The 21,462-nt window shown below is 70.2% G+C and carries 20 protein-coding genes and 1 pseudogene; 10 read left to right on the top strand and 11 right to left on the bottom strand.

Annotated features, from left to right (window positions below):
* The coding region (locus tag IE108_RS33555) for a TetR-like C-terminal domain-containing protein (protein WP_189397829.1) at window positions 1–303 on the top strand (303 nt) is incomplete at its 5' end.
* A gap of 62 nt (window positions 304–365) precedes the next feature.
* Here the strand turns inward: IE108_RS33555 and IE108_RS33550 are convergent.
* The 3 genes from IE108_RS33550 to IE108_RS33540 form a co-directional block, all read right to left on the bottom strand.
* Window positions 366–1,061 (bottom strand): hypothetical protein, encoded by a 696-nt coding sequence (locus IE108_RS33550; RefSeq protein ID WP_064732413.1) that lies wholly within the window; start codon window positions 1,059–1,061, stop codon window positions 366–368.
* A complete protein-coding gene (locus IE108_RS33545; RefSeq protein ID WP_064732412.1) occupies window positions 1,061–1,585 on the bottom strand; it encodes a SigE family RNA polymerase sigma factor in 525 nt (174 codons plus the stop codon). The genes IE108_RS33550 and IE108_RS33545 overlap by 1 nt, the downstream gene beginning before the upstream one ends.
* 130 nt (window positions 1,586–1,715) lie before the next feature.
* Window positions 1,716–2,285: a hypothetical protein gene (locus IE108_RS33540; RefSeq protein WP_159394667.1), complete on the bottom strand. Its 570-nt coding sequence runs from the start codon at window positions 2,283–2,285 to the stop codon at window positions 1,716–1,718.
* A 322-nt stretch (window positions 2,286–2,607) separates the two neighbouring features.
* Between IE108_RS33540 and IE108_RS33535 the strand changes: the two genes are divergently transcribed.
* Both IE108_RS33535 and IE108_RS33530 read left to right on the top strand, forming a co-directional pair.
* A complete protein-coding gene (locus IE108_RS33535; RefSeq protein WP_064732410.1) occupies window positions 2,608–3,999 on the top strand; it encodes a chitinase in 1,392 nt (463 codons plus the stop codon).
* A gap of 55 nt (window positions 4,000–4,054) precedes the next feature.
* Window positions 4,055–6,304: an RICIN domain-containing protein gene (locus IE108_RS33530; RefSeq protein WP_064732409.1), complete on the top strand. Its 2,250-nt coding sequence runs from the start codon at window positions 4,055–4,057 to the stop codon at window positions 6,302–6,304.
* Between the two features lie 81 nt (window positions 6,305–6,385).
* On the opposite strand, the gene IE108_RS33525 is transcribed toward IE108_RS33530, so the two are convergent.
* Both IE108_RS33525 and IE108_RS33520 read right to left on the bottom strand, forming a co-directional pair.
* On the bottom strand, window positions 6,386–7,459 hold the full coding sequence (locus IE108_RS33525) for a CU044_5270 family protein (protein WP_064732408.1): 1,074 nt from the start codon (window positions 7,457–7,459) through the stop codon (window positions 6,386–6,388).
* Window positions 7,456–8,070 (bottom strand): RNA polymerase sigma factor, encoded by a 615-nt coding sequence (locus IE108_RS33520; protein WP_064732534.1) that lies wholly within the window; start codon window positions 8,068–8,070, stop codon window positions 7,456–7,458. Before IE108_RS33520 ends, IE108_RS33525 begins: the two co-directional genes overlap by 4 nt.
* Window positions 8,071–8,240: 170 nt before the next feature.
* On the opposite strand from IE108_RS33520, the gene IE108_RS33515 reads away from it, so the two are divergent.
* Window positions 8,241–9,686: an MFS transporter gene (locus IE108_RS33515; RefSeq protein ID WP_064732407.1), complete on the top strand. Its 1,446-nt coding sequence runs from the start codon at window positions 8,241–8,243 to the stop codon at window positions 9,684–9,686.
* A gap of 22 nt (window positions 9,687–9,708) precedes the next feature.
* Here IE108_RS33515 and IE108_RS33510 read toward each other — a convergent pair whose 3' ends face one another.
* Entirely contained in the window at window positions 9,709–10,149 is a 441-nt protein-coding gene (locus IE108_RS33510) for an OsmC family protein (RefSeq protein WP_064732406.1), read from the bottom strand.
* Window positions 10,150–10,470: 321 nt separating this feature from the next.
* On the opposite strand from IE108_RS33510, the pseudogene IE108_RS33505 reads away from it, so the two are divergent.
* Window positions 10,471–10,565 (top strand): annotated as a pseudogene (locus IE108_RS33505) (dihydrofolate reductase family protein); the annotation flags it as partial.
* A gap of 5 nt (window positions 10,566–10,570) precedes the next feature.
* Here the strand turns inward: IE108_RS33505 and IE108_RS33500 are convergent.
* The gene (locus IE108_RS33500) at window positions 10,571–11,119 is read right to left on the bottom strand and encodes a CGNR zinc finger domain-containing protein (protein ID WP_064732405.1); all 549 of its coding nucleotides are present in this window, start codon (window positions 11,117–11,119) and stop codon (window positions 10,571–10,573) included.
* Window positions 11,120–11,313: 194 nt separating this feature from the next.
* On the opposite strand from IE108_RS33500, the gene IE108_RS33495 reads away from it, so the two are divergent.
* The 3 genes from IE108_RS33495 (at window position 11,314) to IE108_RS33485 (ending at window position 13,555) form a co-directional block, all read left to right on the top strand.
* Window positions 11,314–12,141, top strand: coding sequence for an alpha/beta fold hydrolase (locus IE108_RS33495; RefSeq protein ID WP_079163938.1), 828 nt, complete (start codon window positions 11,314–11,316; stop codon window positions 12,139–12,141).
* A 174-nt stretch (window positions 12,142–12,315) separates the two neighbouring features.
* On the top strand, window positions 12,316–13,068 hold the full coding sequence (locus IE108_RS33490) for an SDR family NAD(P)-dependent oxidoreductase (RefSeq protein WP_064732403.1): 753 nt from the start codon (window positions 12,316–12,318) through the stop codon (window positions 13,066–13,068).
* Between the two features lie 154 nt (window positions 13,069–13,222).
* Window positions 13,223–13,555 carry a hypothetical protein gene (locus IE108_RS33485; RefSeq protein ID WP_373297091.1) on the top strand — a complete coding sequence of 111 codons (333 nt, stop codon included), beginning with the start codon at window positions 13,223–13,225 and terminating at the stop codon, window positions 13,553–13,555.
* 292 nt (window positions 13,556–13,847) lie between these two features.
* Here the strand turns inward: IE108_RS33485 and IE108_RS33480 are convergent, their stop codons facing one another.
* The gene (locus tag IE108_RS33480; protein ID WP_229852671.1) at window positions 13,848–14,738 is read right to left on the bottom strand and encodes a helix-turn-helix transcriptional regulator; all 891 of its coding nucleotides are present in this window, start codon (window positions 14,736–14,738) and stop codon (window positions 13,848–13,850) included.
* 430 nt (window positions 14,739–15,168) lie between these two features.
* On the opposite strand from IE108_RS33480, the gene IE108_RS33475 reads away from it, so the two are divergent.
* Window positions 15,169–18,111 (top strand): S8 family serine peptidase, encoded by a 2,943-nt coding sequence (locus IE108_RS33475; RefSeq protein ID WP_229852668.1) that lies wholly within the window; start codon window positions 15,169–15,171, stop codon window positions 18,109–18,111.
* Between the two features lie 104 nt (window positions 18,112–18,215).
* On the opposite strand, the gene IE108_RS35280 is transcribed toward IE108_RS33475, so the two are convergent.
* Together IE108_RS35280 and IE108_RS35275 are read right to left on the bottom strand one after the other, a co-directional pair.
* Window positions 18,216–18,683, bottom strand: a complete 468-nt coding sequence (locus IE108_RS35280; RefSeq protein WP_064732400.1) for a cytidine/deoxycytidylate deaminase family protein — start codon at window positions 18,681–18,683, stop codon at window positions 18,216–18,218.
* Window positions 18,683–19,363 carry a RibD family protein gene (locus IE108_RS35275; RefSeq protein ID WP_064732399.1) on the bottom strand — a complete coding sequence of 227 codons (681 nt, stop codon included), beginning with the start codon at window positions 19,361–19,363 and terminating at the stop codon, window positions 18,683–18,685. The genes IE108_RS35280 and IE108_RS35275 overlap by 1 nt, the downstream gene beginning before the upstream one ends.
* 158 nt (window positions 19,364–19,521) lie before the next feature.
* Between IE108_RS35275 and IE108_RS33460 the strand changes: the two genes are divergently transcribed.
* Window positions 19,522–20,373 (top strand): methyltransferase domain-containing protein, encoded by an 852-nt coding sequence (locus IE108_RS33460; protein WP_079163936.1) that lies wholly within the window; start codon window positions 19,522–19,524, stop codon window positions 20,371–20,373.
* Between the two features lie 105 nt (window positions 20,374–20,478).
* On the opposite strand, the gene IE108_RS33455 is transcribed toward IE108_RS33460, so the two are convergent.
* Complete coding sequence (locus tag IE108_RS33455; RefSeq protein ID WP_229852666.1) at window positions 20,479–21,414, bottom strand: ABC-2 membrane transporter-related protein; 936 nt, start codon at window positions 21,412–21,414, stop codon at window positions 20,479–20,481.
* Window positions 21,415–21,462 lie beyond the last annotated feature (48 nt).

The raw sequence follows: 21,462 nt of genomic DNA, 5'->3' as shown, positions 1-21,462 counted from the left end.
GCCTTCCGCGGCCTGGTGATCGCGCACCCGGGCCGCTACGCCGCGACGACCGGTGTGGAGCCCACCGGCCCGGAGGATCCGATGACGCTCGCCACCACACGGCTTTTCGACGCTCTCCGGGCCGTTCTGCGCGGCTACGAGATCGACGAAGCGGGCATGGACCACGCCTTGCGGATGGTCCGGAGCACCTGCCACGGTTTCGCCACCCTGGAGGCCGCGGGCGGCTTCAACTGGAACACCGACGTCGACACGAGCTTCGAATGGCTCATCGACTTCACCGACCGCGGCCTGCGCGCCATGTAGGAGCCGTCATCGGCCGCGGCCCGCCCCCTTGGGCAAGGACGGGAAGCCCGAGGAGCGCCGGATCACGGCGAGGCCGGCCGCAAGGAGGTGACCTCCCTCCCGCGTTCGTCGTAGAGGGTGACGCGGTGGACGGCCAGGCTGCCGCGCAGGGGGAGTTCGGCGTACCAGGCACCCCAGCCGGGCGTGCCGGGCAGCCGCACCACTGTGGCGGTGAGGGGACCACCGGCACTCTCGACGATGACGCGGCCGGCTCGGAGATCGCCGGTGTAGAGCCCCGAGAGGAAGTAGCGGTCGCCCACGGTGTCCGCGGTCATCCCCACGGTGGGCCGCGGGTGTTCGCGGGCACGGTCGCCCACTGCCTGGTACTGGTCCGGCGTCCCGGGCGTGGACCGGTGCAGGCCTTTCTCGGTCAGCCACAACTCGGGGCCCGTGCCGGTCCGTACACGTTCACCCGGCGCCACCACTCGGAACACGACCGGGTCGAACGTGTCGGGTGGAGTGGGCCGCGTCGCCGCTTGGCCCGGCGCAGGAGGAGCGTGGTCCGGGAGGGCGACGCCGAATCCGGCGACGGCCGGTGGTGCCAGCAGCAGGCCGCAGCCGATGACCAGCCCAACCGTACGGCGACGCCGCCGGGCACGGCCCACCCGCACGATCGCGGCCAGCGGTACCGGTGAGGGCTTGAGGGTGTCGGCCGCCACGGCCAGGACGTCGTGCAGCCGCTCGGCCTCGCGCCGGTGCTGCGGGGAGGTCCGGGACATCAGCGCCTCGCTTCCTGTTCGGATGGGTGGAGGGTGAGCAGGGGGTGGGCGCGCAGGACCGTCAGTCCGCGGCGGGCGTGCGTCTTCACCGTGCCCACGGAGCAGTTCAGGACCTCGGCGATCTCTTGCTCGGTCAGGTCCTCCCAATAGCGCAGCACCATGACGGCCCGCTGGCGGGCGGACAGGACCGACAAGGCCTGGACGACGACGGCACTGCGTTCGACGGCCTCGGCGTCGCCGGTGTGCGACCGGTGCACCGACTCGGGGAGGAAGGGCATCAGGAGGTGGGCTATGCGCTTCTTGCGTACCCGGCTGATGTTGTTGTTGATCAGGGCCCGCCGTATGTACACGTCGACCTCGTCGCGTGGGATCTTCCCCCACCGCGCGTACATCTTGGCCAACGTGGTCTGGACGGGGTCCTCGGCCTCGTGGAAGTCACCGGTGAGCAGGTGAGCCGTGCGCACCAGGCGGGGCCAGGCCACGGCGGCGAAATCGGCGAAGTCGGCGTGGCTCTCGTGCGTCACGACGCGGTTCCTCGGAAGTCGGGGGCGTGGGAGATGACGGGGAGACGCACCGGCGGGGCGGCTTCGGGGCGAGAAACGGAACAGAGCCGCTCCTCGCCCCTACGGCCGTCCCCTGCGGTCGCCTGTGCGGCTACGGACGGGAGGGGGTCAGGGAGGCGATCTCCCTCCCGCTCTCGTGCTGAAGGGTGACGCGGTCGATGGTGAGGTTCTCGTGGAGCGCGACGTCGGTGTACCAGACACCCCAACCGGGTCTGCCGGGCAACCGCACGACGGAGGCTGTGACCTCGCCGTCACTGGTGCGGACGACGACTCGGACCGAGGGGTGCCCGGTCACATGGATGCCGGAGAGGAAGTAGCGGTCGCCCACCGTCTCCGCCGTCATTCCGATGCTGGGAGTGTGCAGATCGATGTTGCCGTCGACCACGCTGCGGAACTGGTGCTCCACCTCCGGTGTCGACCAGTGCTTGCCCTCCTCGGTGAGCCACAGCTCGACGCCCGCTCCGGCCCGAACCCGCTCACCGGGGGTCACTACCCGCTCCGACGCTGCCGCGGCCCGGCTCTTCTCCACGGACCGGTCCTGCAATCGTGCCGTCGTGGACGGCCGCTCCGGTTCGGCGGCCTGAGCCGCCGCGGGAGCTCCGGCCAGGGTGATGGCGCAGACGAGAGCGCCAACGTACCTTCTGCTTCTGCTGCGTGTCATGGTGCGGGACTCCTTGGGAATCGTTCAAACGGGGTGGGGTGGAGGGCGCCTCTCCACCCCTGACAACGCCGTCAGGTGCGGCGGCGGATGACACGTTCCGGAATCCGGGCTCAACGACTCAGCCGTGTCAGGTACTTGACAGGCCACTAGTCTCACTTCTTAAATCATGCATTGAAGTTAGTAAGGTTTACTGTCTGTCTCCCCCACCAGCATTGCGCGCCACCCTCACGGCTTCATGAATGTCATGGACTCGCCATAGCTCGGCGCCCACGTCCCAAGCCGGAGCCTGGTCGGATGCGCGCAGCAGAACAGGACAGCACTCATGGGCATACCTTCTCTTCGCCGACCGGCCTCTCATGGCACGGCCTGTGCCGTAGCGGCCGCCGCCCTGCTCGCGGGACTGAGCGCCGCCCCCGCGAGCGCCGCCGCCCAGGCCACTGGCCGGATCACCGGCATCGGCGGCACCTGCGTCGACGTGGCCGGCGCCGAAACGGCCAACGGCACGGCCGTACAGCTCTACACCTGCAACGACAGCGCCGCTCAGCAGTGGAGCGTAGGCTCCGACGGCACCATCCGTGCGCTGGGCAAATGTCTGGATGTCGCGTCGGGCGGCGTCGCCAACGGCACCCGCACCCAACTGTGGGACTGCAACGGCACCGCCGCGCAGCGGTGGACCGTCACCGCGGCCCGGGACATCGTCAATCCCCAGGCGGACAAGTGCCTCGACGCGACCGGAAACAGCTCCGCCAACGGCACCCCTCTGCAGATCTGGACGTGCACCGGGTCCGCCAACCAGAAGTGGACGGCCCCGGCCGCGGACGGTGAGCCGCCGACACCCGGACCGGGAGCGATGGCGGTCGCCCCCTACCTCTACAACGGCTGGGGCAGCCCGCCGAACCCCACCACCGTGATGAACGCGACCGGGGTCAAGTGGTTCACGCTCGCGTTCGTCCTCAGCAACGGCTACTGCAATCCCCAGTGGGACGGCGGCCGCCCGCTGACCGGAGGCGTCGACCAGCAGACCGTCAACACCGTCCGCGCAGCCGGAGGCGACGTCATCCCGTCCTTCGGCGGCTGGAGCGGCAACAAACTGGAAAGCTCCTGCGGCAGCGCGGGTGAACTGGCCGCCGCCTACCAGAAGGTGATCAACGCCTACGGGCTCAAGGCGATCGACATCGACATCGAGGCCGCGGCCTACGACAGCCCCACCGTGCAGCAGCGCACGGTCGACGCGCTCAAGACCGTCAAGGCCAACAACCCCGGCATCAAGGTGTACGTCACCTTCGGCACCGGTCAGAACGGCCCCGACAGCAGCCTCATCGGCAGGGCAGCGGCGTCGGGCCTGACCGTCGACAGCTGGACGATCATGCCGTTCAACTTCGGCGCGGCGGGCCAGAACATGGGCCAGCTCACCGTCCGCGCCGCCGAAGGCCTCAAGACCGCGGTGAAGAACGCCTACGGCTACACGGACGACCAGGCCTACCGGCACACCGGTATCTCCTCGATGAACGGCATCACCGACAACGACGAGACCGTGACCGTCGCCGACTTCCGCACCATCCTCGCCTACGCGCAGCAGCGGCACCTGGCGCGCCTGACCTTCTGGTCGGTCAACCGCGACCGGCCCTGCACCGGCGGCGGAGCCGACACCTGCTCGGGCGTCTCCCAGCAGCCCTGGGACTTCACGCGCGTCTTCGCGCAGTACAACGGCTGACCGCAGCGCTTCCTCACTTTCCACTCTGGCCGCTTCGGCGGCAGGAGGAGCAGACATGCCCCCATACGCCCGACCTGCCCGGGGCGGCGGTCTCGGCGCCGCCCCGGGCCGTCCCCGCCCTGCGTGGACCGCCGCCCTGGCCGCCGTCGCGACCCTGGTCTCGGTCCTCACCGCCCTCCAGCCGGCCCAGGCGGCCACCGACGGCCACCCGGCCGCGGCCGCCCTGCCACCTGGCTGGTCGACGGTGGTGAACGACGGCAGCAGCAAGTGCCTCGACGCCCGCGCGGCCGGCACGGCCAACGGCACCGCCGTGCAGCAGTACTCCTGCAACGGATCCACCGCCCAGCAGTGGCGCTTCACCCCTACCGGCGACGGCTACGTGCGCATCGACAACCGCAACGACGCGGAGCAGGTCGTCGATGTCAGCGATGTGTCCGTCGCCGACAACGCGCCGGTGCACCTGTGGGCCTACGGCGGCGGCGCCAACCAGCAGTGGCAGGCTGTCGAGGAAGACGGAGGCGCCTACCACCTGGTCAACCGCAACAGCGGCAAGTGCCTTGACGTGCCGGCCGCGTCGACGGCCGACAGCGTGCAACTGGTGCAGTACACCTGCAACGGGACCGATGCCCAGCGCTTCCGGGTGGCGCCCGTGGGCACCGCGCCGGGCGACGTCGACCTCGGCCCCAACGTACTCGTCTTCGACCCGTCCATGTCGTCCGACACGATCCAGAGCCGTCTCGATTCCGTTTTCCGGCAACAGGAGACGAACCAGTTCGGCTCCCAGCGCTACGCCGTCCTGTTCAAGCCCGGCACCTACAACGCCGACGTCAACGTCGGCTTCTACACCCAGGTCCTGGGCCTCGGGCAGTCGCCGGACTCGGTGACGATCAACGGCGCCGTGCACGTGGAAGCCGACTGGTTCCCGCCCCAGAACGCCACCCACAACTTCTGGCGGGGCGCCGAGAACCTGTCGGTGAACCCGAGCGGCGGTACCGACCGATGGGCGGTCTCGCAAGCCTCCGCCTACCGCCGCATGCACGTCCGCGGCAACCTGGAGCTCAGCGACGGCGGCTGGTCCAGCGGCGGCTTCATGGCCGACAGCAGGATCGACGGCCAGGTCCGCTCCGGCACCCAGCAGCAGTGGCTCACCCGCAACTCACAGCTGGGCAGCTGGACCGGCTCCAACTGGAACATGGTCTTCGTCGGCAGCCAGGGCGTGCCCGGCAACACCTTCCCCAACCCTCCCCACACCACGATCGGCCAGACACCCACCGTGCGAGAGAAGCCCTTCCTCTACGTGGACGCCGCGGGCGCCTACCGGGTATTCGTACCCGCCGTGCGCGCCAACTCCACGGCCACGACCTGGGCCGGCGGCATCGCGACGGGCACCTCACTCGGCATCGACCGGTTCCACGTCGTCAAGCCCGGCGCCACCGCTGCCCAGATCAACGCGGCCCTGGCCGAGGGGAAGGACCTGCTGGTCACACCCGGCGTCTACCACCTCGACCAGACGCTGCGCGTGACCCGGCCCGACACGGTGGTCCTCGGCCTCGGACTCGCCACGTTCGTCCCGGACAACGGCGTCACCGCCATGACCGTCGCCGACGTCGACGGTGTGAAGATCGCCGGTGTCCTCTTCGACGCCGGGACCACTAACTCGCGCACCCTGGTGGAGATCGGCCCGAGCGGGGCCTCCACCGACCACGCGGCCAACCCCACCTCACTGCACGACGTGTACTTCCGCGTCGGCGGAGCCGCCGTGGGCAAGGCGACCACCAGCCTCGTCGTCAACAGCGACGACGTGATCGGCGACCACATGTGGATCTGGCGCGGCGACCACGGCAGCGGCATCGGCTGGAACACGAACACCGCGGACACCGGACTCGTCGTCAACGGCGACGATGTCACCATGTACGGCCTCTTCGTCGAGCACTACCAGAAGCACCAGACCATCTGGAACGGCAACGGCGGGCGGACGTACTTCTACCAGAACGAGATGCCGTACGACCCGCCCAGCCAGGCCTCCTGGATGAACGGCACCACCCAGGGCTACGCCGCCTACAAGGTCGCCGACTCCGTCACCACCCATCAGGCCTACGGCCTGGGCAGCTACTGCTTCTTCAACGTCAACCCGGGCGTCGCCGCCGAGCACGCCTTCGAGGTCCCGACCAAGCCGGAGGTGCGTTTCCGGAACATGGTGACGGTCTCCCTGGGTGGCACCGGCACCATCCGCCACATCATCAACGACCGTGGCGGCCCCTCCAACTCCTCGACGAACGTGGCCAACCTCGTCGGCTACCCATAAGGAGGACCTCCCGCGCCACGGCCGGCCAGACCGGCCCAGAAGGGCGTGCCGCCGTGGCGTCGACGCGACCGGGCTCCGGGTTCAGCTGTCCCGGCGGCTGACGGGCGCTTGGCCCGGCGTGTCGACCACGGCGTGCTGCAGCTCCGCGGTGCTGGAGAGCAGGGTGCCCTTCTTCCCGTAGGCAGTGTTCTTGACCAGGTAGCTGCGGGTGCCGAGGAGGGTCAGGCCGTCCTTGTCGAAAACCCACTCCGTTCGGGTGCCGGAAGCGGCGTCCTCGCGGGCGATGCCGACTCCCCTGCGGCCGATGGCATCGTGGGCCCGGGGTGCCTCTTCGACTCCCGGGATGCGGGCGGCAGCCTGGTAGAGGGCGGCAGCCGTGCGCGGCGGCACCACCTGGTTGATGATGCTGCCGATCTGCTCGAACGCCGCCTGGTCGTGGCCTTGGCCCTTCACCTCGGCCGTCTTCGGTGTCTTCGCCTCCAAGTACGCCAGCAGCTCGTCCGGATCGGCCGGAAGGGTGGCGAGCCACCGGTAGGTGGGTCTGCCGAGCCCTGGCGGCGTGCCGTCGTCCCCCAGCTCGGCGTTGACCGGGAGGGTCTCGCCGTCGGTCCGCACCACGCCGAGCCTGCGCTGTGGCCCCTGCTTCTGCGAGGCCCAGCTCTCCACGGTCCTCAACGGGCCTACTACGGCCTTGCCGCTGGTCAGGTCCGCCTCACGGACCGTGGCCCGCCGATAGGTGAACTGGTCGTCGCGGACCGCCACCTCGTCGTTTTCGAGCGCGGCCCGGGAAACCTGGACGAGGAGCGCGGAGCCGGTCCCCGCGGACTCCCCCGCGGCGGGGTGCCGAGAGGGGCCGGCGGTGGAGGGCCCCCCGCCGGTGATGGTGACACTTGTGAGTATTGCGGCGCCCACCGCAAGCGCCGCCACCGGCGCCATGACTGCGGGCCGCAGGAGCCGCCGGGAGGCACGCCCCCCGGAGTCCGTTCGGGCGCTTGTGCGGGAGTGGTCGCGGTCGATCTGACGCATCAGCCGTTCCTTGTGATGGAGATGTCGCTCGCCCGGTACGTCCCATTCGGCCGGCGCCGGGAGCAGCGTGGCGATCTCGGCGGCGCCGGTGCGCCGGGCCTGGGGGCGGCGGGCGTGATGGTTGGTCATACGGTGTCCTCCCGCACGGGCAGGGCCGCGAGTGCGGCCTCACCGACTACCTCTCCGCGACGGAGAAGCGGTTCCGTGTTTGCTTGCTCTTCATCGGTGAGCCGAGCCAGCTTGGTCCGGGCCCGCGACAGGCGGGAGCGCACGGTGCCGACCGCGACTCCGAGAGCCTCGGCGGTCTGCCCGTAGTCGAGGCCCGACCACACGCACAGGGCGAGCACCTCTCGTTCCTGGCGACGCAGACGGCTCAACGCAGCGTGCACGGCGCGCAGGCGGCGCGCATCGTCGATGCGGCCGGCCACCTCGGGTGCGAAGTCGGTGACATCGGGAGGCGGTGGCTGCCTGGCCAGGAAGGCCAGGCGCCGACGTGCTCCACGCCGGGCGTTGCCCGCTTTGTGCGTGGCGATGCCGAGGAGCCACGGGACGAGTGAGTCTCCCTCGGGTTCGAGCCGCTCTCTCGCCTGCCATGCGGCCAGGAACGTGTCCGACATGACCTCTTCCGCAGTCGACCAGTCCGACGTCAGCCGCAGCCCGTGGTTGTAGACGGTACGGGCGTGCCGCTCGTACAGCTCGGCGAAGGCGTCCCGTTCACCGGCGCGCACCCGGCGGCGCAGATTGTTTTCCGAGTCACTCACACAGATACCTCTCCGCCGGCCGGGAGGAGTTCCCGTGACGCGTGTCACGGCCCCGCGCGCCTGGTGGCGTGTGTCCGCCCGTGGAGCGTTGCCATGGACTGAAACCATTTACTTGACCAGGCAAGTATATCGACTTAGCGTGACTCCGCATGAGAATGACCCGCTCCGACTCGGCGGCAGTAAGCGCGCTCGCGACCGCGAGCCTGCTGGCCACGTTGCTGCAGACCCTGACCGTTCCCATCCTCCCCGAACTCCCGTCCCTGCTGGACGCCTCACCCACGGATGTGTCGTGGGTGGTCACCAGCACGCTCCTGACCGGAGCCGTCACCACCCCGGTGAGCGGTCGCCTCGGCGACCTGTACGGGAAGCGACGCGTGCTGCTGCTGACGATGACCGCGGTCCTGGTCGGCACGGTCGTCTCCGCCTGCACCAGCTCGCTGTGGCCCATGGTGGTCGGCCGTGCCCTGCAGGGTGCGGCCGTCGGGGTGATCCCCCTCGCCTACGGGCTCGCGCGCGACCAGCTGCCGCCCGAACGAATCGGAGGGTCCATCACGTTGATGAGCGCCACGCTGGGCGTGGGCGGCGCGGCGGGCATCCCGCTCGTCGGCGTGGTCGCGGAGAACTTCGACTGGCACCTCCTCTTCTGGGGCTCAGCGGTTCTGACTCTGCTCTGCACGATCTTGCTGGCCGTCACCGTGCCGGAGTCGCCCGGCCGGGCCCCGGGGAGATTCGACGTCGCGGGCACCGGCGGACTGATCGTGGGCCTCACACTTCTGCTGCTGCCCATCGTCAACGGGGCGCGGTGGGGCTGGGGGGACGCCCGGACGGTGGGCTGCGGCGCCACGGCGGTGGTCGTCCTCCTCGTCTGGGGATGGCACCAGATGCGCACGCAGGCTCCCGTCGTAGACCTCCGGGTCGCCGCACGCCGTCCGGTCCTGATGGCCAACCTGGCCACCCTCTCGACGGGATTCGCCGTCTTCGCGATGTTCTTCGTCTTCCCCCAGATCCTGCAGGCCCCGCGTTCAACGGGCTACGGATTCGGGCAGAGCCTGGTGGCGTCCGGACTGGCCCTGCTCCCCAACGGCTTGGTGGCGCTCCTCCTCACCCCCCTCGCTGCCCGCACCATCACCCGCCACGGCCCCCGGACCGCCTTGATCCTCTCCGCGATGCTGATCGTGGCGGGTTACGGGTACGTGCTGCTGCGCCGGGACGGTGTCGCGGACATCATCGGCGCTTCGATCGCCGTAGGAGCAGGTGCCGGAATCTCGGGGGCGGCCGCGGCGAAACTGATCACTGACGCGGTCCCGGTGACCGAGACGGCGTCCGCCAACGGCGTGAACGCCCTGATGCGCTTGATGGGGAGTGCCACGGGCGCGGCGCTGCTGGCGGTGATCCTCGCCCATGCGGCTCTCCACGCGGGTCCGGCACCGCTGCCCTCGGAGTCCGGGTTGCGCACCGCGTTCCTCGTCGCAACCGGGGCGGCGGTCGTCGGCATGGTGTGCGCGGCACTCGTGCCACGTTCCCGCTCGGACTCCGTGGTGGCGAGAGGGCACCGCGCACCCGGGAAGTTCGGCCGGGCGGGGGCCCGGCCGTGAGGGGAGCGCCGGGTCGGCGGCGTCAGGCACTCGCGACGGTCGTGGTCACGGGCGTGCCGATCTCCACCGTTCTGCTCACGGCACACAGACGGTCGTGGGACGCCTTGACCGCGCGGGGCAGGATCGCGCGAGCGCGCTCCGCACCCTCGATGTCGGGGAAGGCGACGCTGAACGTGACCTGGAGGTTGGTCATGCGATTGCCCTGCTCGTCGCTGATCTTGTCGCCGGTGACCACCACGGAGAACTCGGTGGGCTCGGCGTGACGGCCGGTGGCGGCTTCGACGTCGACGGCCGTACACCCGCCGATCGCGGCCAGGAACAGCTCCACAGGGGTGAAGCCGGTGGGCCCGATGCCGTCGGGAGACGTGCCGAAGCCGATCGACTCGCCGCCGGAGTTGGTCGCGACGAACCGGCCACCGCTGGTGCGCTCGACGACCACGGAACGCTTCGAGGTTTCACTCATGCACGGACACTAGTGATCCGGGGTATGGCGCAGCACGAGGCCCGGCCGGCGGACCGTGGTCGGGGCCGCACCACTACCCCGTCGCCCACCGGTTCCCGCTCGGTGGACCTACCCGCCCGCTCCCGGTGGAGACCGGGACGCGGGGGTGGCGCAGCGACTCAAGCGCCCGACTCCCCGCCCTTCTCGCCGCTCGTGGCTGCGGGTCAAGCGTCACCGGCGCCGCCCTCCGACTTACCGCAGTGCTTCCGCGCGGGCGACCGGCGAGCCCTCCCAACAGGTCCGGACCTCAGCGGGGGCCTGGCAGGACCACGAATGGCGTGGCTGCGCCTTTGGGACTTGCCCGACGAGCTGCTCGAACGGTTTCACCTGGAAGTGGTGCCCAGCCCGAGCGGCGTGAGCACCACCTGTTCCGGCGTCCCGGTCAGTTCGTCGCGCCGCGCCGGCGGGCCCGGTATGCCGCCGCCTTGACGCGGTTGCCGCAGGTCTCCATGGCACACCACTCCCGCCGGTGTCCGCGCGAGCGGTCCAGGTAGGTCTGGGTGCACTCGGGGCGGGCGCACTCGCGGAGCAGAGCGCCCTCCGGTCCGCCGAGGGTCTCTACCGTCTCGCGGGCCAGGAGCGTAAGCGCCTGGGAGACGGTGCCCACCCGGTGGCGCGAGCCGCCGCGGTCCAGTCGAACGCCCACGGGCAGTCCCGCCGCCTGCCTGTTGACCTCCGTGAGCGCCTCGTCCTCCAGGCGCTCCCCCGCAAGTACGGCCGCCGTCAGCGAGTAGATGGCCTCGCGCACCCTCCGGGCGGCCATGAGGTCGGCCACGTCGGCGCCGGGCGAAGCGTCCACCATGCCGGACTCGACGAACCACATGTCGAGCGCTTCCGGAGACGCGAGCATCTCCGTCGGCTCCGCACCACGGCGGGCGCGCAGGGTGCCGACGAAGTCGAGGAACAGGGTTCCGCAAGGAAAGGCATGCACGTCACTACTCTAAGCGGTGACCTGCCAGGGCGCAAAGCCCCAGGTCGCCCGCCGCCCCCTCTCAACCAAATGCCTAGTGCACAAGATAGTTGCGAGCTATTAAATCGTGTACTAGCTTAATGCTTGTCGTCGGCGCCTCGGAGCACCTGCCCCGAACGACGACCCCGGTCCATCCCCGCCGAAGGAGCTGTGCCATGAATGCCTCCCCCGCCTCGCACCCCGCCCACGAGTCCACCGCGACCGGATCCCCGGACCGCGCGGCAGCGCTTCCCCTCTCCGCCGCCACGGAGACCGGGGCGCACCCCGAAGGCGGCAGGCCCACGGTCGTGCTGGTGCACGGCGCCTTCGCCGACTCGTCCAGCTGGAACGAGGTCGTGTCGCTCCTGCAGCGCGACGGCTACCGCGTGATCGCCCCCGCCAACCCGCTGCGCGGGCTGACCAGTGACGCCCGATACCTGAGCAGCTTCCTGGAGACCGTCGAGGGGCCGATCGTTCTGGCCGGCCACTCCTATGGCGGCGCGGTGATCAGCGAAGCCGCCGCGGGCCACCCCAACGTGACGGCCCTGGTCTACATCGCCGCCTTCACCCCCGAGGCGGGCGAGAGTGCGCTGGAACTGTCCAACAGGTTCCCGGGCAGCACCCTCGGCCCGACCCTCAGGCCCGTCACCTTCCCCCTCGCCGACGGCGGGACGGGGACCGACCTTTACATCGACGCCGGCGAGTTCCACCAGCAATTCGCCGCGGACGTCCCCGCGCGGGTCGGCGACCTCATGGCGGCCACCCAGCGCCCCGTGGCCGCGGCCGCCCTGGAGGAAGAGGCCACCCGGGCCGCCTGGAAGACCATCCCCTCCTGGAGCCTCGTCACCACCCAGGATCTGAACATCCCCGTCGCCGCGCAGCGGTTCATGGCCAGGCGGGCCCAGTCCCGTATCAGGGAGGTCGACGCCTCCCACGCCGTGTCCGTGTCGCAGCCGGGTGAGGTCGCCGGCCTCATCGAGCAGGCCGCACGCTCGACGAACTGACTCCGGGACGGTCTCTCACCGGCGGACATAGAGAAATTTCCTTGCTTGCTCAAGCAACTTACGGGTACACTTGTCGCGTCAAGCAGCCTTTGAGCGATTCACCGCACCGTGCCGGCCGACGCGGTGCGACACCCGGTCGCGGGGCTCCCTCACACATGACACGAAGGATGCGCAATGAACCGTCTAGAAGGCCGCGCGGCACTCGTTACCGGATCGACCAGCGGAATCGGTCACGCCGTCGCCCAGGCACTGGCCCGCGAGGGCGCCATCACCATCGTGACGGGCCGGAACGCGGAGCGCGGCACCCGGGTCGTCGACGGCATAGTCGCGACGGGTGGCCGGGCTCACTTCGTCCAAGCCGACCTGACTCTCGGCGGTGCGGAGGTGCGTCGGCTCGCACAGGAGGCGGCGGAGCAGGCGGGCCAGTCGATCGACATCCTGGTCAACAACGCCGCCTACCTCATGGCGCCGCATCCCATGACGGAGACGACCGAGGAACAGATCGACCAGGCACTGTCCGTCAACGTCAAGGTGCCGTACATGCTGACAGCCGCCCTGGTGCCCGGCATGACGGAACGCGGCTCGGGTTCTGTGATCAACATGGGCTCCATCGGCGGCACCGCGGGCATCAAGTTCATCGCGCTCTACGGTGCCACCAAGGCGGGACTGCATGCGTTGACCAAGTCCTGGACCGCGGAGCTGGCGAGCAAGGGCATACGGGTGAACACCGTCGCCCCCGGCCCGACCCTCACCGACGACAACGACGACTTCCGTCCGATGCTGGAGAAGCTCGCCGAGACCCACCCGGCCGGGCGTCCGGCCACGGCCGAAGAAGTAGCCGCCGCCGTGCTCTTCCTCGCCGGCGACGACGCGTCGGACATTCACGGTGTACTGCTCCCCGTGGACGGCGGCGCCCTCGCCCTGTGAACCTCGGCCGACACGGTAGTTATAATTGTCTAGACAAGTATGTGCATGATCGGAGATTGATGTGAACGGCGATGCGCCGACTGCCGTGGTCCGCGAGTTCTGGGAGAGCTTCGGACCCACGTGCGACGATGCGATAGGCGCCTGCAGGAGGACCGTGCACGAACAGGTGGCGTGGGAGTCCGTCCTCGCAGAGGCGAGGCCCATCGGCAGTCGTGATCAGCTGATCGAGGATCTCGAACGGGCACGCCGGGATCTCGGCGCGGAAGGCTACCGCTTCGACGTGAAGTACGTCGCCCAGCAGGGCGACGTCGTCCTGAGCCATCGGATCGAGGAGATCCTGGACAAGGACGGGAAGATTCTTCACGTCTTCGACGTAATGGCCCTCACCCGGGTGCGCGACGGCAGGATCACGTGGAATCGCGACTACTTCTACAACACCCGGAGCGAGGCGTGGGGCCGCGACGACGCGCGTCGAGACCGCCTCTGACACCGGCCGGTCACCATCGTCCGGGCCATGTCGTGAAACGTCGGATCGTCCAGGCACGGCTCGAACTCCTCGTCCGTCATGGGGCCGTGAGCCACCAGAGCGTGGCGGGCCTGCGCGAAGCGGGCACGCCACCCTCTACTTCGACCAGCACGGGCTCCCGCGCAGGCACGACTACACCGCCGACGTGGATGGAACGGTGAACCCGGAGCTGGAGCTGGTCACCATCGACGTCGAGAGCGCTCTGTTCGTCTGAGCGTCCGGGAGGGCCGCCACCCGGCGAGCGGCCCGGCGGTCAGAGCTCGAGCCAGCCCAGCTCACGCGCGTTGGCACCGGCCTGGAAACGGGTCCGGGCGCCGAGCCGCTCCATGAGAGCGGCCACCCGCCGCGTGGCGGTGCGCTGGCTGACGCCCAGTTGCCGGGCGATAGCCTGGTCCTTGAGGCCGTGGTGCAGCATGCGCAGCAGTACGACGTCGGCCTCGCTCGGCACTCCCTCCACCGCGCGGCCGCCGCCGGCCGGGGTGCCGTCGCCGAGAAGGGGTTCGGCCCTGCTCCAGTAGGCCTCGAACAGTTCGAGGAGGGCGTCGAGCAGTCCTGACGCGTGCACCACCACGATGCTGTCGTAGACGCTTCCGGTGAGAGGCATGACGGCGGTCCGCCGGTCGAATATGTGCAGTTTAAAGGGGAGTTCGGGAAGCATCCTCGACCGCTCGCCCAGTGCCGAGAGTGTGAGCACCGTCTCGAAACGGCCGGGGTAGGCCATGGAGTCGGGACAGTAGATGGACCGGATGTCGACACCCCGGTCGAGCCAGGCCCGGGTGACCGCCGTCTCGGTCGAGCCGTCGTACGGCTGTCCATTCAGCCGGTCGAGGTAGGGAGGGCGGTCCAGTATCCAGAAATGGGTACTGAGCGAGGCGCTCAGTTCCGCCACCCGCCGCGCCACGCTTTCCTTACCGGTGAGCACCTCGACCAGGTCACCGGGGTTGTCGCGGAATCGCCCCGCCCGGTACATGCCGTGCAGGGCGTCCACAACGGCCTCGATCTCGGAGAACGCCGACACCGCTTCGGCCCGACGCCTGTTGAGGAGGGCGGTCAGTGTGGAGCGCGGGCCGGTCGCCTCCCAGTGGCCCGGTACCTCGCGGTGTGCCAGACCGAGTGCCGCCAGCCGCCGCAGTGCCTGTGTCACACGTGTGGGCGTGGATTCGACGACATGTGAGAGTGCGGCCGCGTCACTGCCCGCACGGGTCAGCAAGGCGCGGTAGACACCCTCGTCGAAGGCACTGATACCCAGTACGTCGAGCAAGACCCACCTCTCTCGCGGACCGGGTGGTACCCGGGACCGAGCCACGTCGGGCCGTACAACCACGGTGGCGTGTACGGCCATCGAGACCGAAGACGCCACGAGAGTATCTGGACGGGGCACGTACAGACGACGTTCACTTCTGGCGGACCCGTGCCCAACCGCTCGCGGCTGCCCTGGCGCACCGGGTTCCCGCACGGGCGAGTGGACGCTCGCTCCCGACTGCACGCTCACACCCGGGGAGGACTCTGTGGCGATCACGTCACGAAGAACGAGACTGCGGCTCCGCGGCGGCTCCGCCCAAGCCGTCGTCGCCGTGGGATCACTGGTCGCAGCGCTCCTGCCGTTCGCCACCCATACAGCCCTGGCCGCACCGGCCGGCGGCCACTCCGCGGCGACCGGACGCTACGTCGTCACGATGGCCGACCAGCCCCTCGCCACCTACGGCGGAGGCGTGGACGGGATTTCGGCCACCAGGCCCACTCCGCACGCGAAGCTCGACGTGACCAGCGAAGCCGCCCGCCAGTACCGCACTCATCTGGAGGAGCGGCAGAACCGCGTCGCCCGGAGCGCGGGAGTCACGGCGCGGCGGCACTACGCGGTAGCCACCAGCGCGTTCAGCGCGGAGCTGTCCGCGACTCAGGTGGTGCGCCTGAAGGCGACGGCAGGAGTGACGTCCGTCGTACCGGACACCCTGCACCACACCACCGACGACCGGATCTCCACGGACTTCCTCGGCCTGTCGGGCCGCAAGGGCGTGTGGTCCTCGCTCGGCGGTGCCGACAAGGCCGGCCGGGGCGTCGTCGTCGGTGACATCGACACGGGCATCTGGCCCGAGAGCCGCTCGCTCGACGCTCCTGCCCTGGGCACGAAGCGCCCCCCGGCCGCGGACCCGTACCGGCCCTACCGCAGCGGCACGGCCACCGTGATGCACAAGGCGGACGGCACCACCTTCACCGGGACCTGCCAGACCGGGGAGCGTTTCACAGCGGATGCCTGCAATCAGAAGGTGATAAGCGCCCGCTACTTCGGTGAGGCATGGCTGAGGGCGGTTCCGGAGGCCAACCGCGCCGACTACGTCTCGCCGCGGGACGGTCAGGGTCACGGCACCCACACCGCCACCACGGCGGCGGGCAACTCCGGGGTCCGTGCCACCGCCGACGGACGGGACCTGGGGACCGTCTCGGGCGTCGCCCCGGGCGCGAGGATAGCCGTCTACAAAGCGCTGTGGGAGAGCAAGGACGGACTTCAGAGCGGCGGCATGACCAGCGACATCATCGCCGCGATCGACCAGGCCGTCGCCGATGGTGTCGACGTGATCAACTACTCGGTCGGTGCGCTGCTGGAGCCGTCGCTCACCGACCCGGTGCAGGCCGCCTTCCGCAACGCCTCGGCGGCCGGCATCTTCGTATCCGCCGCAGCGGGCAACAACGGCCCCCTCGAGGGGTCGGTGGACAACACCCCGCCATGGGTGACGACCGTGGCGGCGGGCACGATTGCTCCTCACAAGGGCACCGTCGTCCTCGGTGACGGCACGCGGCACACCGGTGTGAGCACGACGGTCACCCGGGCGGTGGGGCCCAAGCCCCTCGTGCGGGCCGAACAGGTCAGGACGGCCGGGGCGGCCGCCTACGACGCCTCCCTGTGCGCGGAGAACACGCTGGACGCCGCGAAGACGGCGGGCAAGATCGTCGTCTGTGACCGCGGGGTGAACGCCCGCACCGCCAAGTCGGCCGAGGTCGCACGCGCCGGCGGTGTCGGCATGGTCCTCGTGAACCTGAGTGCGTCCAGCATGGACGCCGACCTCCACACCCTTCCGACCGTCCACCTCGACGACGCCGAGGCTTCGGCCGTCCGTGCGTACGCGGCCACCACCGGCGCCAGCGCGACCCTGACAGCCGGCGGCAGCGACAGCCCCTACCCCCAGGTGGCCGGCTTCTCCTCGCGCGGCCCCTCCCGGGCCAACGACGGCAACCTCCTGAAGCCGGACATCACCGCGCCGGGCGTGTCGATCCTCGCGGCGGTCGCGCCGCCCACGAATGACGGCCACGCCTTCGCGTACGAGTCCGGTACGTCCATGGCGACGCCCCACGTGTCCGGGCTGGCCGCCCTCTACCTGGGCGAGCACCCCACCTGGTCGCCGATGAGCGTGAAATCCGCCATGATGACCAGCACGACCCCCACCAGGACGACCGCCGGTGAGGCCAGTTCCGACCTCTTCGCGCAGGGAGCGGGCGAGGTGCAACCGTCGGCCATGCTCCAGCCGGGCCTGGTCTACGACTCCTCCGAACAGGACTGGCTCGCCTATCTCGAAGGGCTCGGCATCGACACCGGCACCGGCGCCCGGGCGGTGGACCCCGCGGACCTCAACTACCCGTCCATGACGGTCAAGGAGGTCTTCGGCCGACGGACGGTGACCCGCACGGTCATGGCCGTCACGCCGGGCACCTACACGGCGCACGTCTCGTCGCTGGGCGGGATCGAGGCGAGGGTCAGTCCGTCGAAGCTGCGTTTCACCGAGCCAGGACAGAAGCGCACCTTCACGGTCACCTTCGACGTCGCCGACGCGACCGTCGGCTCGCTCGTCACCGGTTCCCTCACCTGGAGGGGGGCGCACCACAGTGTGCGCAGCCCGATCCTCGTGACTCCCCAGAGCGTCCGGGCGCCCGAGCGGGTCACGGCCACCGGTTCCTCCGGAAAGGTCTCGTTCATGGCGACGTCCGCCGTACGTCCCTTCACGGCCACCGCGTACGGACCGGTACGGGGCGAGGGGGTGCACGGCTCGGTCACCAGTCACGGCGGCCCCACCGACAGCGAGCAGACCTTCACGGTCCCGGTCGCAGCGGGCACGAAGGCCGTCGAATTCACCGCGCGGTCCGGCTCGGCGGGTGCCCAGCTCGCCATGGTGGTGTGGCCCCTGGTGAACGGCCTGCCCGCTTCGGAGGGTCACGTGGTCCTGCCGGGAGACGACACCTCGGTGGCCTTCCCCCGGCCGCGGGCCGGTGATTACCGCGTGGTGGTGGTGACGTTGGGTGACGCGGAGGGAACCACCTCCACCCCCTTCACGCTGCAGACGAACAGCATCGGGCCGCGGTCGGGTCCGGCCGGGAAGGTCTCGGTCACGCCGGCGGCGTACGACGGTCCGGCGGGTGTCACGCTGGATGTGTCGGCCGCGTGGTCAGGGGTCGCCGCTGACGACCGGTCCAGTGCGTGGATCGAGTATCCGAACGCCGCGGGCACGCTGCTGAGCCTGAACTGAGGCCCTGGGCCCGGACGGTGTTCGGTCGCCGAGTCGTGTGAAGGCGGGCAGCCCGCATTCACACGACTCGGCGGCTCCGCCGCCCGGGCACCGGGTTCCGGACCTCAGTCGAGCCGCCACAGGTGCGCGTTGACCGCCCTGGCGGCCTCCGCCAGCTCCGGCACCTCCACCACGACGACCCCCGCTTCGACGAGCAGTTCGTGACCGACGCAGTCCTCGACGAACAGGCTGGGCTCCCGCCACGCCGTGACGACGCGCGGGACACCGGCGGCGATGATCCTTCGCGCGCACGGGACCCTGGCCGCACTGCGCTGCGAGCAGGGCTCCAGGGTGCTGTAGAGCGTGGCGGCCGCCAGACGCGGGTCGTGGGGGTCGAGCTGATCGAGGGCGGCCTCCTCGGCGTGCTCCCGGGGGCCGGTCGCCCGTGAGAAGCCGGACGCGAGTTCCTTCCCGTCCCCGCCGACGAGAACCGCGCCCACCGAGTACGCTCCGGCGGCCGGAGGGCAGAGCGCGGCGAGATCGATCGCGCGTCGCATCCAGCGCAGATCCCGCCCTCGGGGCTGTGAGTACATCAGCCACGCTCCTTGGGGGCGTACCGGACGAGTACGACGTCGCCGAGGGCTCGGACCTCCAGCACCCTCATCCGGGCGGACGGCCCACCCGGGTATCCGGCGTCCCCCAGGAAACGGGGCGCCCCCGGCTGGCCGACCAGGAGCGGCGCCAGGGCGAGGTGGACCTCGTCGGCGAGGTTCGCGGCCAACAGCTGGGTGTGGATCGAACCGCCTCCTTCCACCATCAACCGCCAGATCCCCCGGTGGCCCAGCTCGTCGAGGACCCGGCCCCAGTCGAGATCCGGTCCGATGCCGACGACGTCGGCCAGGTCCCCGAGTCCGGCACGCGCCTTTTCGACGGCGCGGTCGGCGGTGATCACCAGCTTCTCGCCCCCTACGTGCCAGAACCGCAGGTCGGGGTCCAGGTCACCCGTCCGGGTCACGGTGACCTTCAGCGGGTGTTCCGGCTTGCCGTCGGCAACGCGCCGCGCGCGGCGCACGTCGCTGTTGACCAGAAGACGGGGGTTGTCCCGGCGCACGGTGTTCGCACCGATCAGGATGGCGTCGGAGGACGCGCGCTCCTGGTCGACCCGGTCGAAGTCGAGGGCGTTGGACAGCAGCAGGCGTTCAGGGCCGGCGTCGTCCAGGCAGCCGTCGACCGACACGGCGGCGGACAACACGACGTACGGACGGTCGGTCATCGGATCAGGCGTCCCATCTGGTCTCGGGGTGTGTACCGGGGAGGGCCCCGGAGACGACGTACGGCTGAGGAGGTCCTCGGACTACCCGACCGCCGGCACACATCTGATTTACTCGACAAGTATTGTATTCAGAGAGCAAAGGAAGGGCGGGAGTACACATGGACGCGACCAGTGCGCACCCCCGGTCCGGACGGCCACACCACGGTGAGGCACCGCAACCTCCCGGCAACCCGTTCGCGCACCTGGACGCCGCCGCGGACGAGGCGCAGTCCCACGTGATCCGTTATCTCGACGCGGCAGCGGCCCATCACGAGATGCAGCGCATGCGGTCCGCCGCCTTCGACGTGTTCGCCCCGACTCCGGGTGAACGTCTCCTCGACGTCGGATGCGGCGCGGGCGAGGTGGCCCGCCAACTCGGTGCCCGCGTGGGGAAGGAGGGCCACGTGAGCGCCGTCGACCGGTCCGCCCTGGCCGTCTCCGTCGCCTCGTCCAGGCACGACGGGACACCGGTCGACTACGCCGTCGGGGACGTCATGGCACTCGACGCTCCCGACGGGCACTTCGACGGAGTACGGTGCGAGCGTGTGCTGCAACACCTCGGCGATCCCGACGGGGCGATCAGGGAGCTGATCCGGGTGACCCGGCCCGGCGGCCGCGTGTGCGTCATCGACACCGACTGGTCGTCCTGCGTGTGGGACGGCTTCGAGCACATGGCCGAAGTGATCCGGTGCTTCCCCTTTCCCGACCAGGATGCCGGCCGCGTCGTTCGCGCTCGCATGGTTCGGGCGGGTCTGCGGGCGACCGCACCGCTCCCGGTGACGCTCCGGTTCACGACACCCGAGGACGCGGCCGCCGTGGTCCCCTTCTTCGACCTCCACGCACTGGGAATGTGCGTCGAGCCCGAACTGCAGAAGCGATTCCTCGATTCCGTCCACGAGTCGTCCGGGCGCGGAAACTTTCTGTTCGCCTTCACCATGTGGATCACCGTGGGACGCGTCGCGGGCTCCTGACGGCGGGCCCGGCGCCGGAACACCGTCCCGGCTGCGGCTCGGCCGCAGCCCGCGAGTTCCGGCGCCGCAGTCCGGACAACGCCCTCGCGGGTCCGGGCCGGGCGATCAGGTGGCGTGTCGTCGCATCCTCCACACCGAGAGCGCCACGAGCGCCAGACCGAATGCCAGGCACACGGCCGTCGCCGCCCACTGGAGGCTCCAGAAGTGGGTGACGGGGTGGTACTCGGCCCAGCGGCCGGTGAGCCCGTGCGACCTCAGGCACCGCGCGTAGCTGTCCTGGGGCAGGCAGTCGACGGCCTCGGACGCACGTCGTCCGTCGATGGTCAACGGACCATCTCCCAGCAGCCAGGCGTTGTCCGGCACCCGCGGCTCCGCGGTGTTCTGCGCGACGGAGGTATTGACCGGCCACAGGTGGGGACGGACCCGCTCGAGCAGGGCGAAGAGTCCGGCTCCCGCCACGAGAGCGGCGCCCATGGCCGCCACCGTACGGCGAAGGAGCAGGCCGAGCGTGGCGCCCGTGAGGAAGAACAGCACGCTGAGCCCGACCACGACCGGCCCGACCCCGTAGAAGGGGTACCAGTCGTACCGGGGGAACAGCGGCCCCATGACCTCGGCGATCGGGTGCCACCACCAGGTCATGGCCGTGGCGACGACGCCACTGACGATCACGGTCACGGCGAGCGGCACGCCAAGTTTCGCCGCGAACCAGCGCAGGCGGGTCACCGACTGGGTCGCCACGGTGCGGTAGGTACCGGATTCCAGTTCCTGGGCGAGCTGGGGAGCGCCGAGGAACACCCCGAACAGGAACGGCAGCACCGGCATGAGCTGAAGGGGACGCCGCAGCGGATACTGGTACTCCCTGCCGAAGGCGAGCAGGTCGCGCGTGCACTGCGTGGTACGCGCGGTGCCGCCACGGCATGCCTCGAGGTGCTGAGCGGCGATGGCCTCGGTCACGTGCTGGTGCTGCACGGCGGCGTATACGGCCACGGCCGCGGCGGCCACCAGCCCGATGAGAAACACCGCGCGGTTCTGTCGCCACATGAGCCACGTCAGTCCGCGTAGACACGGACCGTACCGGGCTGCCGCACG

The organism is Streptomyces parvulus, from assembly GCF_014648855.1.
GTDB classification, from domain to species: domain Bacteria; phylum Actinomycetota; class Actinomycetes; order Streptomycetales; family Streptomycetaceae; genus Streptomyces; species Streptomyces parvulus.
This window is presented reverse-complemented; position numbering and strand designations above follow the sequence as displayed.